General features: G+C 50.6%; 13 protein-coding genes. 3 read left to right on the top strand and 10 right to left on the bottom strand.

Annotated features, from left to right (window positions below; translation table 11 throughout):
* Window positions 1-32: 32 nt before the first annotated feature.
* From K7P76_RS03175 to K7P76_RS03165, 3 genes are read right to left on the bottom strand one after another with little or no spacing between them, the layout of a single operon-like run.
* A complete protein-coding gene (locus K7P76_RS03175) occupies window positions 33-941 on the bottom strand; it encodes a fumarylacetoacetate hydrolase family protein (protein ID WP_232183272.1) in 909 nt (302 codons plus the stop codon).
* A 12-nt stretch (window positions 942-953) separates the two neighbouring features.
* Window positions 954-2,288, bottom strand: a complete 1,335-nt coding sequence (locus tag K7P76_RS03170; protein WP_232183262.1) for a (Fe-S)-binding protein — start codon at window positions 2,286-2,288, stop codon at window positions 954-956.
* Entirely contained in the window at window positions 2,281-3,696 is a 1,416-nt protein-coding gene (locus tag K7P76_RS03165; RefSeq protein ID WP_232183222.1) for an FAD-linked oxidase C-terminal domain-containing protein, read from the bottom strand. The genes K7P76_RS03170 and K7P76_RS03165 overlap by 8 nt, the downstream gene beginning before the upstream one ends.
* A gap of 113 nt (window positions 3,697-3,809) precedes the next feature.
* Between K7P76_RS03165 and K7P76_RS03160 the strand changes: the two genes are divergently transcribed.
* Entirely contained in the window at window positions 3,810-4,523 is a 714-nt protein-coding gene (locus tag K7P76_RS03160) for a FadR/GntR family transcriptional regulator (protein ID WP_232183204.1), read from the top strand.
* Window positions 4,524-5,220: 697 nt separating this feature from the next.
* Here the strand turns inward: K7P76_RS03160 and K7P76_RS03155 are convergent.
* Window positions 5,221-6,006 (bottom strand): hypothetical protein, encoded by a 786-nt coding sequence (locus K7P76_RS03155; RefSeq protein WP_232183203.1) that lies wholly within the window; start codon window positions 6,004-6,006, stop codon window positions 5,221-5,223.
* A gap of 258 nt (window positions 6,007-6,264) precedes the next feature.
* Here K7P76_RS03155 and K7P76_RS03150 point away from each other — a divergent pair, with 258 nt between their 5' ends.
* Window positions 6,265-6,981 (top strand): ABC transporter ATP-binding protein, encoded by a 717-nt coding sequence (locus tag K7P76_RS03150; protein WP_232183199.1) that lies wholly within the window; start codon window positions 6,265-6,267, stop codon window positions 6,979-6,981.
* The gene (locus K7P76_RS03145; protein WP_232183191.1) at window positions 6,968-8,314 is read left to right on the top strand and encodes an ABC transporter permease; all 1,347 of its coding nucleotides are present in this window, start codon (window positions 6,968-6,970) and stop codon (window positions 8,312-8,314) included. Before K7P76_RS03150 ends, K7P76_RS03145 begins: the two co-directional genes overlap by 14 nt.
* A 49-nt stretch (window positions 8,315-8,363) precedes the next feature.
* Here the strand turns inward: K7P76_RS03145 and K7P76_RS03140 are convergent, their stop codons facing one another.
* The 6 genes from K7P76_RS03140 to K7P76_RS03115 form a co-directional block, all read right to left on the bottom strand.
* Window positions 8,364-9,590: an MFS transporter gene (locus K7P76_RS03140; protein ID WP_255678077.1), complete on the bottom strand. Its 1,227-nt coding sequence runs from the start codon at window positions 9,588-9,590 to the stop codon at window positions 8,364-8,366.
* A 90-nt stretch (window positions 9,591-9,680) separates the two neighbouring features.
* Window positions 9,681-10,682, bottom strand: coding sequence for an ABC transporter ATP-binding protein (locus K7P76_RS03135; RefSeq protein WP_232183189.1), 1,002 nt, complete (start codon window positions 10,680-10,682; stop codon window positions 9,681-9,683).
* Window positions 10,679-11,461: an ABC transporter permease gene (locus K7P76_RS03130; protein WP_232183187.1), complete on the bottom strand. Its 783-nt coding sequence runs from the start codon at window positions 11,459-11,461 to the stop codon at window positions 10,679-10,681. Before K7P76_RS03130 ends, K7P76_RS03135 begins: the two co-directional genes overlap by 4 nt.
* The gene (locus K7P76_RS03125) at window positions 11,458-12,267 is read right to left on the bottom strand and encodes an ABC transporter permease (RefSeq protein ID WP_232183178.1); all 810 of its coding nucleotides are present in this window, start codon (window positions 12,265-12,267) and stop codon (window positions 11,458-11,460) included. The genes K7P76_RS03130 and K7P76_RS03125 overlap by 4 nt, the downstream gene beginning before the upstream one ends.
* Window positions 12,264-13,454 (bottom strand): serine hydrolase domain-containing protein, encoded by a 1,191-nt coding sequence (locus K7P76_RS03120; RefSeq protein WP_232183176.1) that lies wholly within the window; start codon window positions 13,452-13,454, stop codon window positions 12,264-12,266. Before K7P76_RS03120 ends, K7P76_RS03125 begins: the two co-directional genes overlap by 4 nt.
* A 13-nt stretch (window positions 13,455-13,467) precedes the next feature.
* Window positions 13,468-14,619: a serine hydrolase domain-containing protein gene (locus K7P76_RS03115; protein ID WP_232183174.1), complete on the bottom strand. Its 1,152-nt coding sequence runs from the start codon at window positions 14,617-14,619 to the stop codon at window positions 13,468-13,470.
* Between the last annotated feature and the right edge of the window lie 201 nt (window positions 14,620-14,820).

Below are 14,820 nucleotides of genomic sequence, written 5' to 3'. Positions count from 1 at the left end.
CTTCCTTTTGCCGTGCTAACACTAACCGTCTTCTACTCCGCCACCATACGATTCGTCAGTTTACCCAGCTTCTCGATCTCGATGGTTACAACGTCTCCATCGCGAAGATAAATTTGTTTCTCGGGTGGGTAACCCATGACTACGCCTTCCGGAGTTCCCGTCAAAATGATGTCTCCCGGGACCAATGTCATGTGCTGAGAAATGTAGCTGACGATTTCATCGCAGCGGAAGATCATATCGGATGTATTGGATTTTTGACGCACTTCCCCATTAACGACGGACGAAATGTCCAGATTGTTCGGATCGCCGACTTCGTCAGCCGTAACCAAATAAGGCCCGAGCGGGGAAAATTTGTCGCACGTTTTGCCAAGCAGCCATTGATTCGTTCGCAATTGCAGATCGCGCGCCGAAATATCATTGACATTGCAATAGCCGAACACGTAATCCAACGCATCTTCTTTGCTGACTTCCTTGGCTTTTTTACCGATTACGATAACTAACTCGGCTTCATAATCTACCTTTTCCGAAACTTTAGGCAACGGAATATCATCGCCATCACCCGTTAGCGTGTTGTTAAATTTATTGAAAAGAATCGGATACTGCGGAATAGGCATATTCGTTTCTTCGGCATGCTTGCGATAATTCAATCCGATGCAGATGATTTTATTCGGATGGGTTACGCATGGTCCGAGCTTGAGAGTTGCTTCATCAAGCCAGTATTGCCCATATCCCTGACCGGCTTCTACACGGCTAATACATTCTTTCAAAGCGCTAATCGCCGAAGCTCCCCGTTCGATAACCTCGTGCACGCCGCTCGGCACATTAAGGCCATCGGCAACTGCAGGGACAGCAGATACGACCGCGCTAACATCCAAGACTCCCCTGTCTGTTTTCACGCCAAGATTGAATGATTCGTTTTTAATAAAAGTAAGCAGCTTCATCGTTTAATCCCCCTAATTTTTTACGAGACGATCGTGTAAAAAATCCACAATATGAACCGACTGTACGCCATCGTTCTTAGCATGCTTGTCGATCCCGAGTTTCATTTGCAGCAAACAACCGGGATTGCTCGTCAGCACATAATGCGCTTTCGTCGTCTTGACGTTTTCCATTTTGCGATCGAGAATTTGATTCGCCATGTCCGGCTGGGTAAGGTTATAAATGCCCGCCGACCCGCAACAGGAACCGGCGTCCCGCATTTCGACGAACTCGATATCGGACACCCGCTTCAATAATTGCCGCGGGGCGCCGCTGCCCTTCATTACGTTGCGAAGATGGCAAGATTCCTGATACGTAACGCGGACGCCATCCTCCTCATTCTTCTGCTTGGCAAATTGCAGCGGACGCCCTTTTTCCATAAGCAGAGTACTGACGTCGTAGACCCGTTTCGCAAACCATTCGGCCTGCTCGCTCAGCTTCGGATCATCATGAAGCAGATGATCGTATTCGACCAAGATCGCGCCGCAGCCGCCGGCATTGGATACGATATAGTCCACGTTCGCTTGCTGGAAAGCATGAATGTTGTTCCTAGCCAGCGCCTGGGCCTGGGCGGTTTCCCCGCTGTGCGCATGCAGCGCGCCGCAGCAATTTTGCGTCTCCGGAATGACGACTTCGAATCCGGCTTCCGTGAGGAGCTTGACCGTATTCTTATTCGTTTCCGTAAACAACACGTCCATTAGACAGCCTCGGAATAAGCCGACGGTGCCTATCTTCTCGCCTTTCGCCGGAATGCGGGTGCCCATCTGTTCAATAACGCCTTTACCGGAAGCATCGGGAAGAATCCGTTCCATGGCCGACATCTGTTTAGAAAACACTCCGACTATACCTGTTTTTCTAACGAGCGTTTGAAGTCCGGTCTTCTGATACATCCGAAGCCCTTTGCCTAGCAGCTTCATTCTATTTTGATGCGGAAACACTTTCTTGAACATCACTTTACGTACGGCTTTTACCCAGAGACGATGCTGATCCGTATGATCCTCGATGGCATCTCTCGCCTGCTCGATTAATTGGCCATACTTAACGTCCGCGGGGCATGCCGGTTCGCACGCTCTGCAGCCCAAGCAGTGGTTCATTTGATCCTCGAAACGGGCATTCGGTTCCATGACGCCGTCTACAACGGCTTTCATAAGAGAAATTCGCCCGCGCGGGGATTCGGCCTCGACGCCGGTTTCTTGAAAGGTAGGACATGCCGGCAAGCAGAAGCCGCAGCGCATGCAATTCGTTAATTGATCGTAATCCAGCTTGATCGACAATGTTTCCTTCAGTGAGGCTCCCGTTGTTTTAGCCATGATCGATCACCACCCTGCGCCGCGTTTCCTTCGCGAATATTTTGCCGGGATTCAATAGACCTTGCGGATCAAAGGCATGCTTAATATTTTTCATAATTTCGATTCCCGCGCTGCCTACTTTCCATTCTAAGAACGGTGCCTTAACCATCCCTACGCCGTGCTCGCCGGTTATTGTTCCTCCGAGGCGAATCGCCGCTTCGAATATTTCCTCGAAAGCGGCCTCGACGCGATGAATTTCTTCCTCGTCTCTTGCATCGGTCGTCGCCGTAGGATGAAGGTTCCCGTCTCCGGCATGGCCGAACGTACATATTTGCACATTGTGTTTTTGCGCGATGCGATTAATCTCCAGCACCATATCGGCGATTCTGGAACGAGGCACGGTCGCATCCTCTAAAATCGTGGTGGGACGAAGCCGAGCCAAAGCCGTAAACGCGCTGCGCCTTGCGGTCAACAGCTTTAAGGCTTCCTCTTGGGAGCTGGCGACACTTACTCTATCCGCCAATTCTTCTTTGCAGATTTCCGCCATCTTGGCAATATCCCGTTCGACCATTTCCAATTCCCCGTCTTGCTCAATGAGAAGAATAGCGGCTACATCAAGCGGAAGTCCGAGCTTAGAGAAATCTTCTACGACGCGAATCGTCGGATTGTCCATAAACTCGAGCGTCGCGGGAATGATTTGATTTTCGATAATTTTGGATACCGTGCGGGCTGCGCCGTAAATATCCTTGAACATCGCCAGCATCGTCTTCTTGTATTTCGGCGGCGGAATGAGCTTAAGAGTCGCTTCGGTAATGACAGCCAGCGTGCCTTCCGATCCGATCAGAAGCTTCGTCAAATCGTAACCAGCCACGTCCTTGGTTAATTTCCCGCCCGTCCGAAGCACCTCGCCAGACGCCAGTACGCATTCAAGACCGATTACGTAGTCTTTGGTTGTACCGTATTTCAAGCCGCGCAGACCTCCGGAGCACTCGGCAATATTTCCTCCGATCGTCGAAATAGCCATACTGCTCGGATCGGGAGGATAGAACAAACCTAAATTTTCAATATGCTCTATGAATTTCTTCGTGATGATTCCCGGCTGAACGGTCGCCGTTAAATTCTGCATATCCACGTCCAGTATCGCATTCATCCTGTGCATGACCATAACGATCCCGCCTTGCACAGGAACGGTGCCTCCGCACAGATTCGTGCCTGAACCCCGGCTAATTAAAGGAATTCCATATTTGCCCAACACTTTAATAATTTGCGATACTTGCTCGGTATTCTTCGGATAGATGACTCCGTCCGGCAGCTTCTGAAGCATAGGCGTGCCATCGTAAGAATGAGTGACCAGGCTTTCCGCATCATCTTTGAAAAATGCATCGCCTACGATACTGCGAAGTTCTTGTTTGTAAGGTTCTTCTCGCATAAGACCCTCCATAAGAAAGATTTGTTTTTAATTTGATCATGTGATCTGATGACTTTTCATTTAGTTTAGCTTATGATTGAATTGTTGTATACGATTTTTTTTGGAGGTACCCGATGGTATTTCAGCAAATTAGTCCCCAGAAGGGCTCGGAAATTGTGATGCAGCAAATTAAACAGCAGATTGAATCCGGCGAGTTCGCTCCTAGTTCGAAGCTTCCGACCGTTGTTGATCTTGCTGCTAGCTTTAACGTAGGCCGCTCCACTATCCGCGAAGCGCTTAGCGGTCTCAAAGCCATGGGGTGGGTAACCATTCGTCATGGCGGCGGTACATTCGTCAGCAGTCAGTTGCCGAGAGAATCCAATGCCGAAGCCGGCGGAGGTTTCTTCTATCAAACGCAAATGCTGCAAGAGGTACTTGAAGTCCGTAAATTTATCGAAGTTGGCTGTGCCTCGCTTGCCGCGCAGCGCCGTACCGATGAGGATATGAAAGAGTTAAGCGACATTTTGGTTCAAATGGAAAACACGTTGGATCAAGATGATGAGAATGAGCTTGCGGATATTCGTTTTCACCTGTGCATCGCGAAAGCTTCGCATAACTCATTGCTCATCGCCATGATGGAGTCATTGACGGAGCGGTTGCAGGTTAGCATGAAGGAATCTCGCCGCCTGTGGTTTTTCGCGGATCGCACCTCGGCCGAAGGGCTTCTTGAGGAACATCGGATGATTTACGAGGCGATTGCGGCCATGGACGAAAAATTAGCGGCCGACAGAGTCATGCAGCATATTGCGAAGGTAGATACGATTGTTCAGAAGCTTATGGTTAAGTAGCGGAGCGGAGCTGGGTTTGCGTCAAAAGGGCAGAGGGTGAGGCTGCGCTAAGGGGTAAAGGCAGAGGCTGGACGCTACCGGTGCAAAGTGGATTAGCGGCACCGAGTGCCGCTAATGAGACAAAACCGCCTCCTTTACACAGCCGTAACGGCAACGCTTGCCGCTATTTTGTTAATTCATGCTATATTCAGGTAGCAAGGTGAATCCAATAACGGCAGCGCGTGCCGTTAACATGAATTTTGGTCCGCCCATCATGAGGAATAACGGCACCGCGTGCCGCTACCGAATTTCTCAATGGCTCAATGATATAAAAAGGCTGAGTTCTGCTCAGTTGTTGCTTAACAGTGAATCAAAGTGTATAGAAAGTTACAAAGTGATCATGAAAAGACCTGAAACGGTCAAATTGACCGCTACAGGCATCATTCCGTGTGAAAGTAGTTCGTAACGGTCAAAATGACCGCTACGAACCAAGGAAATGGCATTCTGCGCTAATAATTGGGCGCGTAACGGTCAAAATGACCGTTACGATCAATAGGCAGCTAGAAAATCCGCTTGAAACGGTCAAAATGGCCGTTACAGATTAATCGATTTTGTTAAGCAACAACGTTCTGGAACACAGCTTATAAAAAAGACTTGTCGGAGCTTCTCGATAAAGAGAGAAGCAGCCCAACAAGTCTTTTTCATTGCCTATTGCCTATTAAGACGAAGCGGATGGTTCAGCCGCTTCCGCGTCAGACGGCTTCTCGCCGCCGAATCCCCGGCCGTGGCCGCCGCCGTGACGATGGCCTTCGCCGAAACCTTTGCCATTGACGATCTTCTCGGCGATATTGGCTACGTCCTTCAATTGCTTGTCCGCTTCCGTTTGCGTCAGCTTGCCGTCTTTAACCGCTTGGTTAATGCTGCTTGTCAAAGCCGTTTTCTCCGCATCGATCAGCTTCTGCACGTCCACGCCCTTGTCTGTGGCAAGATCGGCTAACGATTTGCCTGCGCTAAGCTGCTCCTTCACTTGATCGGCGCTAAGTCCGAGCACTTTGGCGGCAGCAGAGAAATCCAGCGGAGCCCGGAAGCCGCCACCCCGTATATCCACCTGCAGATCGGAGTCGATCATCTTGTCCAAATTATCCGCGAAATCCTTCTTCCGCTCTTCCAGTTTCTTATTAAACGAATCGGTCATCGCTTTTTTCAAGCTATCGCGGGATACTCCTTGTCCCTCGGCAATCTTGGCTAAAGTCATGCCTGCCTTGATTTTCTCGTTAAACGCGGCCTTATCGAGCTTCAGCAAATCGAGTACTTCTTGACTCACGAATTGTTTTTGGCGTCCGAACCCTCCGCGATCATCCAATGCGTCACCCTTGACTGACACTGCGGACACGGCCTTGTTTCCCGTAGTAGAATCGCTCGATGTCGTTGCCGCATAGGCGGTGAGCGGAATCATGACGGCTATCGCAGCCGTAATTCCTAACGTTCTTACTTTGTTCTTCATCTTCATTCCTCCTGTTCCGTTAATTAGCCTTACAACCCCCATTATTCTCATCTTTCCTGAAATTAGGCTGAAGTCAGCCTTAACGGAACATAAGGATTAGCTGAAAGAAAACTGAACGCCGCACCATTGACTGAGCGACCGCAGCGGTCATACCCTTTTTCGCCCATATGCTAGCAATCTTAAGAAAATCTTAAGAAGTTATTTCCATTTTATTAAACTATTGAGAGGTATAATCAGATCTGAATGGAGGGATCGCCCGTGATTGAAATGAATCGAATTAACCATCAATTCGCCATCGGCAAAAAAGGCAAAGAACGGGTCATTCCCGTGCTGCACGACATCGACATGCAAGTTAAGCAAGGAGAAATCGTCGCGATCGTCGGACGGAGCGGCTCAGGCAAATCGACGTTGCTCAATCTGATGTCCGGATATATCCGGCCTACTTCCGGAGAAATCCGCGTAGCCGGTCAAGCGGTAACCTCCCTAAGCGAAGGGGAGTGGGCTAACTTCAGGCTTGCCCATCTCGGTTTCATGTTCCAAAGCTTTCAGCTTATTCCGAGCATGACCGCCTTCGAGAACGCCGAGCTTCCCCTAGTGCTCAAAGGGATCGGGTTGGCGCAGCGCAAGAAGAAGGTCATGGAAATGCTAGAACAGGTTGGAGTTGCCGAATACGCCGGGCATTATCCGGGAGAATTGTCGGGCGGCCAGCAGCAGCGGGTTTCCGTTGCGAGGTCTTTAATTCTGAATCCGCCTATCGTACTTGCGGACGAGCCAACGGGAAGCTTGGATAGCGACAACGAAAGCCAACTGCTCTCGATGATCCAACATCTGAATCAGGATAGAGGCACGACGTTCGTCCTCATTACCCACGACGAGCAGGTCGCCTCCATCGCGCACAGGACGATAACCTTGAAAGACGGGCGCCTGCTGAATGCATACGCGACAGGAGGGACTCTCGTCTATGAAACTCACTGATCAATTCCGGTTTGTCCGGCAAAATATGAAGAAAAACAAAACCCGGCTGTTCATGACGGTATTAGCGACGGCCATGGGCTGTTCCTTCCTCATCGTGCTCGCTTCCGTCGGGTTCGGCCTGCAGAAAAGCATCGTCGACAAAGTCGTCGGGGACCGTCTCGTAACCGCGATAGATATATACGGAATCGAATCCGTTAAGGATATTAATCGGATAATCGGCAAGGAAAACCTGGACTACCTACGCTCGGTCGATCATGTCAAAGCGGTCACCTACCGCAACTATGTTCAGCAATCGCTGAGCCCGACCGTTGAGGGTGTGGCGGCGAATAACAACGGAGTCATTAACGTTGACTTCGATGCGGAAACCAAAGCGGGCTTCGGGTTAAGCGCCGGCAGGCTCCCGCAGAACCCTAACGAGATCGTCGTTGGCTTCAACATTCGAGAGTCCCGAGACGGGAAGCAACCGAAAGAAAATACACCTCCCGCTAAGGAATGGCTAGGTAAAGTCATGAATCTTGAAGTTCAACAGCTTGCCGAAGACGGTACGAAGCAGAAGCAAACGATACCGGTAACGATCGTCGGAATCAGCAAACAGCCGTCGCGCGAATGGCAGACGGACACGATGGTGTACATCGGCAACGGACTTCTAACCCAGATCGAGACTTTCACCCAAACTCAATGGGGCGCAATTCGGCCTCCGAAGGCGGATAAAGACAATTCCGACCAGCCGCCGGGCAATCAGCCGCTCGGGCTGCAGGATCCCCGCCAATACAACTCCGTGCAGGTCATTGCCGACGGTGCTAATCACGTAAAAGCCATTGCCGAAGAAATCCGGTTGAAAGGGTATTATAGCCATTCCATTGCCGACGAGCTTAAGCAGATTAACCTGGTATTCCTGATTATGAAAATAGGGCTGGGGTTTGTCGGCACCATCGCCGTGCTGATCGCTTCGATCGGTATCTTCAATACGATGACGATGGCCGTTACCGAACGCGCCCAGGATATCGGCATCATGAAGGCGATCGGCGCTCATCCTTCCGCGATCCAGCGAATTTTCCTGCTTGAAAGCAGTATGATCGGCTTGCTCGGGGCTATTATGGGGACGATTGTCGCTTACCTCATTTCTTTCGCCGTGAACGCCGGACTGCCGATAGTCATTAAAGGATTCATGAATGAGAACATTCCCGACGATTTCCGCTTCTCAATGATTCCGCCTTCTCTAGCTATCGTGTCCTGCCTCATCTCGCTGGGCGTCGCTTTGCTGTCAGGCTCCCGCCCGGCTAGACGGGCAACCCGCATCGACGTGCTTCGTGCATTGAGACGGGATTTATAACGAAAAAATCGCCATGCAAGCTGCCGATCCGGCTCTTGCTTGGCGATTTTTATTTCTTACGATCCGAAGGAAGCATTATTGCGCATAATCCGACTAGTGGAAGGAAGCTGCAAAATAGCATGACGTCCGATAAACCGAACACATCCGCGGCTTTGCCAAGCGCTACCGCACCGATGGCTCCCATCCCGAAAGCCAAGCCGGTCGTCAATCCTGATGCCATTCCCACATTGGCGGGCATGAGGAATTGCGCATAGACGACGCTCACGGAGAATCCCGATAACACGACGAACCCTAGTAACGCAATGACCGGATACACTAAAAATAAAGGGAGGTGCGGCAGAATAAGAGCGATCGGCGAAGCTCCGGCTATGGAAAAGACGATCATGTTTTTTAACCCGAACCGGTCCGCCAACACACCCCCGAAATAAGTTCCGAGCACGCCCGCGGCAAGAAACAGGAACACCGGAATTTGCGCTTGTTGAATCGTTAAGCCATAGTGCTCCTTAAGGAAAAACTGATAATAGCTGCTAATACCCGCATGGTACCAAGAACGGGCAAATACGAGGAACACCAACATTCCCATCGCGAATTTGACCCGGGGATGACTCATTTTCTCGACAATCGTCGAGCCTGCTTTTCCCGATGCCTTGTTCGCTCGATCCGTTTCCCATTCCGTAAGCTTGCGTTTATACCAAGGAAGCACCCCGAGCAGCACCGCTATCGCGAAGCCAGCGAACAACGTCCCCCAGATGGCCCCGAATTGGCCGAGAGGGACGAAGATGAATATCGTCATCAGCGGTGCCAACGAGCTGCCCGCATTGCCTCCAACCTGGTAAACCGATTGGGCGAATCCGCGTCTTCCGCCTGCTGCGAAATAGACGACCCTGGAGCCTTCAGGGTGGAAGATTGCCGACCCCAATCCGATGAACACGACCGCAAGCAGCAAATACCAGAATTGCGGAGCGAAAGCGATGCCCACCATGCCGATCAGGCTAAGCCCCATTCCGATCGGCAGCATATTAGGCAAAGTACGACGATCCGAGTACGCGCCGACTACGGGCTGCATAACGGAAGAAGTCATATTAAGCATGAAGCCGATCCAGCCTACCTGCACATAAGACAGGTTTAGCGACTTTTCCAGAATCGGATACAAAGCCGGTACGACGGCCTGCATGGAATCGTTCAACAAATGCACCAAACTTATGGCGAAGAGTACGGGTAATACGGCTTTGGTCGAATCCGATGCCGCCGTTCGCGATCCTGCGATTGAAGCCAAAGGGGTCCCTCCGATGCGATAACGCCTATGAACTCCAAGTTTAGAAGGGGAACGCCTCGAAGTCAAGGCAAATACTGTTTCGCACCGCTGCTAAGATAATGGTGAACCTATATACAATTCTTTCATTACCGCTTCAATCGGCAACGGCTCTATGGACATATCGCGGATGCCGTAGGTTTCATTAAACTGCCGAATGAAATGCTTTAATGGCAAAATGTCGGTATCGATTTCAAGCTCCGCCTCTGAATCGTGAATTCTCTTTAACAACGTGACTCCCGGCATAGACTCATCGGGAAGCGGTAGGTCAGTCGTCAACCGAACCGCTTTTTTCTCACCAAGCCTGCCTCTTAGTACATTCAACCCGTCATCAAACACGATCTCACCGTGATTAATAACGATAACTCGTTCCGCAAGTAATTCCACATCATCCAAGTCGTGCGTTGTCAAAATAAAGGTGACCCCTTGGCGGTTCATATCCTTGATGAAGTCACGGATATTTTCCTTGGCAATGACATCGAGTCCGATTGTCGGCTCATCCAGGAACACAAGCTCCGGACCATGAAGCATCGCCATAATAAATTCGCACTTCATCCGTTCGCCCAGCGACAGCTGCCGGGTTGGCTTGCGCATGACATCGCCGACGTCCAATAACGTCGTTAGACGATCGAGCGTCTGGGCGTATTCCCGCTCCGGCACGCCGTATATCGCTTTGTTCATATAGAAGGCATCGACGGGGGGAATGTCCCAGAGAAGCTGCGATTTCTGCCCGAACACCGCGCCGATGCGCCTAACATATTCGCTCCTCTGCTTCCATGGAGTCAGGCCCAAAGCTCTAACTTCCCCCGATGTCGGATGCAGCACGCCGGTAAGCATTTTAAGAGTTGTCGACTTTCCAGCACCATTAGGCCCAAGAAAAGCAACCATCTCTCCTTGTTCGACCGTAAAAGAGATATCCTTGACCGCCTGAACCTCTTTCATCGGTCTGCGGATTAAGTTAGCCGCAATTTCCCGCAGGGTGTGCCCACGTTCATGGGTCATGTAAGTTTTGGTTAAGTGACTGACTTCGATCATGGATAATCTTCTCTCCTTCATCCGCCCGCGCTCGTATATCCACGCAACATGCGATGCCAATACACGATACCTGCAATCAAGAACAGCGCCGCGGCTGCCCCCGCACCCGCCGTCTCCCATCCGGCACGTCCGAGCAGAGCGGAAGCCGGTACGAAAGCAATGATGCCTACCGGTATGACGTAGGTCATCAGCTGCTGAAATGATTTAGCGTAAATCGTGCCCGGGTACATCCCGAAGCTCGTAACCGAATCGAAAATATCATAAACCCGGCTGCTCCCTACCCAACGAAACAACAACCCGGACAACAAAAGCGAGAATGCACACAATACTGCCAAGGATGCCAGAAACAACCCCGCGAACTGGATCCAACCGTTAAACTTAGGTGCCGGCAGGCCGGATAAAGCATAACCGAACAGCACTCCTCCGCTAAGGAGCCTGCCGAAATCCTCCGGATCCAGTCCGTTTAGCATCGTCATGAATAAGGCAGGCCGCGGTTTAAGCAGCAAAAGATCGAATGTCCCTTCCCTTACCAAAGATAACGTGCTGCCTACCATTCCGAAAAAAATAGGAAAAGCGATTCCTTTCGCGAGCCCGAATACGCCTTGAATAAGAAGTGCCTCATGCAGTGACCAGCCTGGAAAAGAAGCTCCCGATCGATAGACGAGCAGCGTAATCATCGGCACAAGCAAATCGCCTGCGACCAGAAGGATAACGCTTAGGAAGAAGTGACTTCGGTATGCCATCTGCTCCGCAACTTTCGTACGCAACACGGAAGCAATACAAGCGAATACTCCCTTCATACCCCCACCCCCGTGAACCGTCTCATCGCAGCATGATAGAGCAGCAGCATCAAGACCGCCATAAGCGCCGTTGCACCGACTTGAAGCGCAACGAGAGCCGGGATGCCTATCGAATAACCCGCTAATTCATATTCGCCGATGAACACCCGGGTCGGAACATAAGTAATAAATTGAAACGGCAGGAAAAACAACACTTTCTGTGTCCATTCCGGAAAAAAGGTGAGCGGCACGAACAGGCCTGCGCTAATATCTTTAAGCAGCAAGAATACCCTTCGCACACCCTCGGCACGAACGAGCCAGAAGGCGGTTAACCCTACGCAATAATTAACCATGAAGTTCATCAGAAAGCTGAGCGCAATGGATATTACGGCCCACATCGGCGCTGCAGGCCAGAGCTTAACTCCAAATACAAATAGAAAGATAAGGAAAATGGGCACGAATTCAATCATGAATCCCAGCGAACGATGACCTAATTTCTGCGCCAAAGCGAACAGCCAATGCGGCATGGGCCGCAGCGCGAACGTAATGAATTTCCCGGTACGTACGAGCATCTGCAAATTCCAGTCGGCAAAATCGAATGTCAGATAATTGATAACCGCCGCAATACCGAAATAGGACAGCATTTGCTCCAGCGTAAAGCCATTTAATGTGTCCGTCCCTTCAAAAACAGCGCGCCATATGAAAAATTGCACCAGAAAATAGACGGGTCCGACGAGAAGCGATACCGCCATATGCGAGCGATAGGCGGCCCATTCCTTGTACGTTGCAAAGCCGATCGCTTGAATGGAGCCGATTACTCTGATCATTGCCACCCAGACCATATCAACTGTTGAGGATGAATGATCGATTCCGGCACCCAATCCAAATTAGACGGTACAATGTAGACGATGACAGCATTCTGCTTCGGATCGACAATGAGCTTGCAGCGGCCAGCCCCCTCGTGACCGAATGAACCTGGCGATACCCACTCATTTTCTACCGTCACCCCCGGTCCCATCCCGTACGGCATCGAAGCGATTTTACCGCCCCAGCAATATGCAAACAAATCCCGTCCTTCGAAATGGTTGCGCGTCATCCGTTCCACGGATTTGCGAGATAGTATGCGCTGCCCCTCGTAGGTCCCCTTATTCAGCAGCATTTGACCGAACCGGAACAGATCTCCGAGCGTGGAGTATAATCCCCCGCCCGTTCGCGGCGGCTCATAAGTTCTATCTCGCTTAACCAACCGCGATTCGTCCCAATCGTTCGTCACGCACACTTCCCCGTGCAGCTCCTCCGGTACATCGAAGAACGTCCGGGTCATTCCTAGCGGTTCCGCGATGTTCTTCATCACGTATTCCTCAAAATGAAGGCCGCTGGCGCGCGTAACGATTTCGCCGACCAAGGCATATCCGGCAGATGAGTAGTTCCAGTTTTCCCCCGGTTTGCACACCGGCTTCATGGATAGGATAGCGCGGATCCATGCCGACTTCTGAAGCTTCAACCGTTCGTCTTCATCTGTTATTGCGTGAGGGCCTTCCGTATCCGGATCGAAAGCGAATCTTACATCCCAATGGCCAAATGGATTAGGCTCGGCATAATAACCCGGGTCTGGCCACAATCCGGACGTATGCGTCAGCAGATGCCAGATTTGGATTTTCTCGAACATCGGATGCTTGAACACCTCGATCCATTCGGCTACAGGCTGCCTCAAAAACAGTTTACCTTGCTCGATAAGTTGAAATATGGCCGTTGCTCCGAACAGCTTGGTAACGGATGCAACTCTCCGAATGGTGTCCGTAAGCATCGGGGATTCATCTTCATCCCTGTATGTACGCAGTCCAAAAGCGTTGCTTGCGAATATTTTCCCGTCTTTAGCCAGCAAATAGGAAGCGCTCTGCACTTTATTATCGTTAACAAGGTTCCGAAAATGTTGTTCCAGTCTAGCAAGTACCTCCGGACGGTAAGAAGCTTCCTGAAGCGTCGAGGTTTGAAGCGTTTCGGTAACAGCCATCTTGGATTCCCCCCTATAATAATCCTGACCAAACGATCGCTTTCGGAATGACGACGGACTCCGTTGTGAAGCCGCGGGTACTCGGAACTAAAAACGCGAAAACGAGCTGTTCAGCCGGGTCAACATATAGCCCGCAGTGGCCGAAACCTTCATGGTTAAATGTCCCAGGCGAACATAGATCGAAATCATCCAGCGCGAAACCAAGCCCGTGGCGAAAATCTTTCTCGTCGCTTCCCCACCCTTGCATGCGCACCCCGGACAATTGGTTTTGGGTCATCATTTCCACCGCGCGTTTGGAAAGAACGGTCACCCCGTCCAGCGTACCGCCGCTGAGCAGCATTTGACCGAACCGCATTAAATCCGCCAGTGTGGAATACAGACCGTTTCCACCTTTTGGCGGCTCATTGGGGTCAACCTCGGCAACCGATACTCCTTTTTCCTCCCACGGACCGGTTACGCAAACCTCATCTCTCCATCCCGGGGGGACGAGGAAAAATGATTGCTCCATGTCCAAAGGCGCTAAGATTTCTTTCTCGATATATAGATGATAAGGACTGCCGGAAACACGCGCGATGATTTCTCCGAGAATCGCATAGGTCGCAGTCGAGTAGTGCCACTCCTTGCCAGGCGGAGCCATGACGGGGCCTGTTAAAATAAGCTGTATCCAGTCGGTAGAAGGATCGATTTTCTTCCTCTCATGATAAGCCCATTCAAACCATGGCAAATGATGCGGCTCTAAATAGGACCCCGGATCCGCTCGCAATCCCGATGTGTGCGTTAATAAATGAAAAATAGTGATCTCGCGGTGCATGGGATTATCGAACTGCTTCAACACGCTGCTTACGGGTTGATGGAGATAAATCAATCCGCGTTCGATCAGTTGCATAATGGCTACCGCCGTAACGATTTTGGTAATGGAATACGTCTTGCGAATGGAGCCGGGCAGCAAATCTGAACTATCTTCCTTGTGCGTGAGATTGCCCATCGACGTATGCGCGAACACTTTGCCATAGCGGGCCAGTACGAACGACGCGCCTTGAATCGTCTTTTTACCGATCAACGACGCATAGTGGTCATTTAATCGCTGCAGGGCGGTCGGATTGAAACCCACTTCTTCCGGTTTAGCTTCCGTTCTTCCTTGATGTAACGTGATCGTCTCCATCATGACACCGAAAAACCTCCTTGAACCAATTGGTTAAAAGTGGAAGGACTTTAAGAATGTCACCATTGTAAGCGATCACATGTTCGGTTGTCTACAGGAAAAAATCAATTAGAAAATTATAATTATACTGCTCTATTTGTTAGATTATTGATAGTATGAAAAAAAGGGCGAAATTGGAAGAGGTGTGTCGTCTGAGGAAATTAA

Origin of the sequence: Cohnella silvisoli (assembly GCF_021190915.1) — a bacterium.
In the GTDB taxonomy this organism is placed as follows: domain Bacteria; phylum Bacillota; class Bacilli; order Paenibacillales; family Paenibacillaceae; genus Cohnella; species Cohnella silvisoli.
Note: the sequence above shows the minus strand (reverse complement) of the source record. Positions and strands in the feature narration are given on the sequence as shown.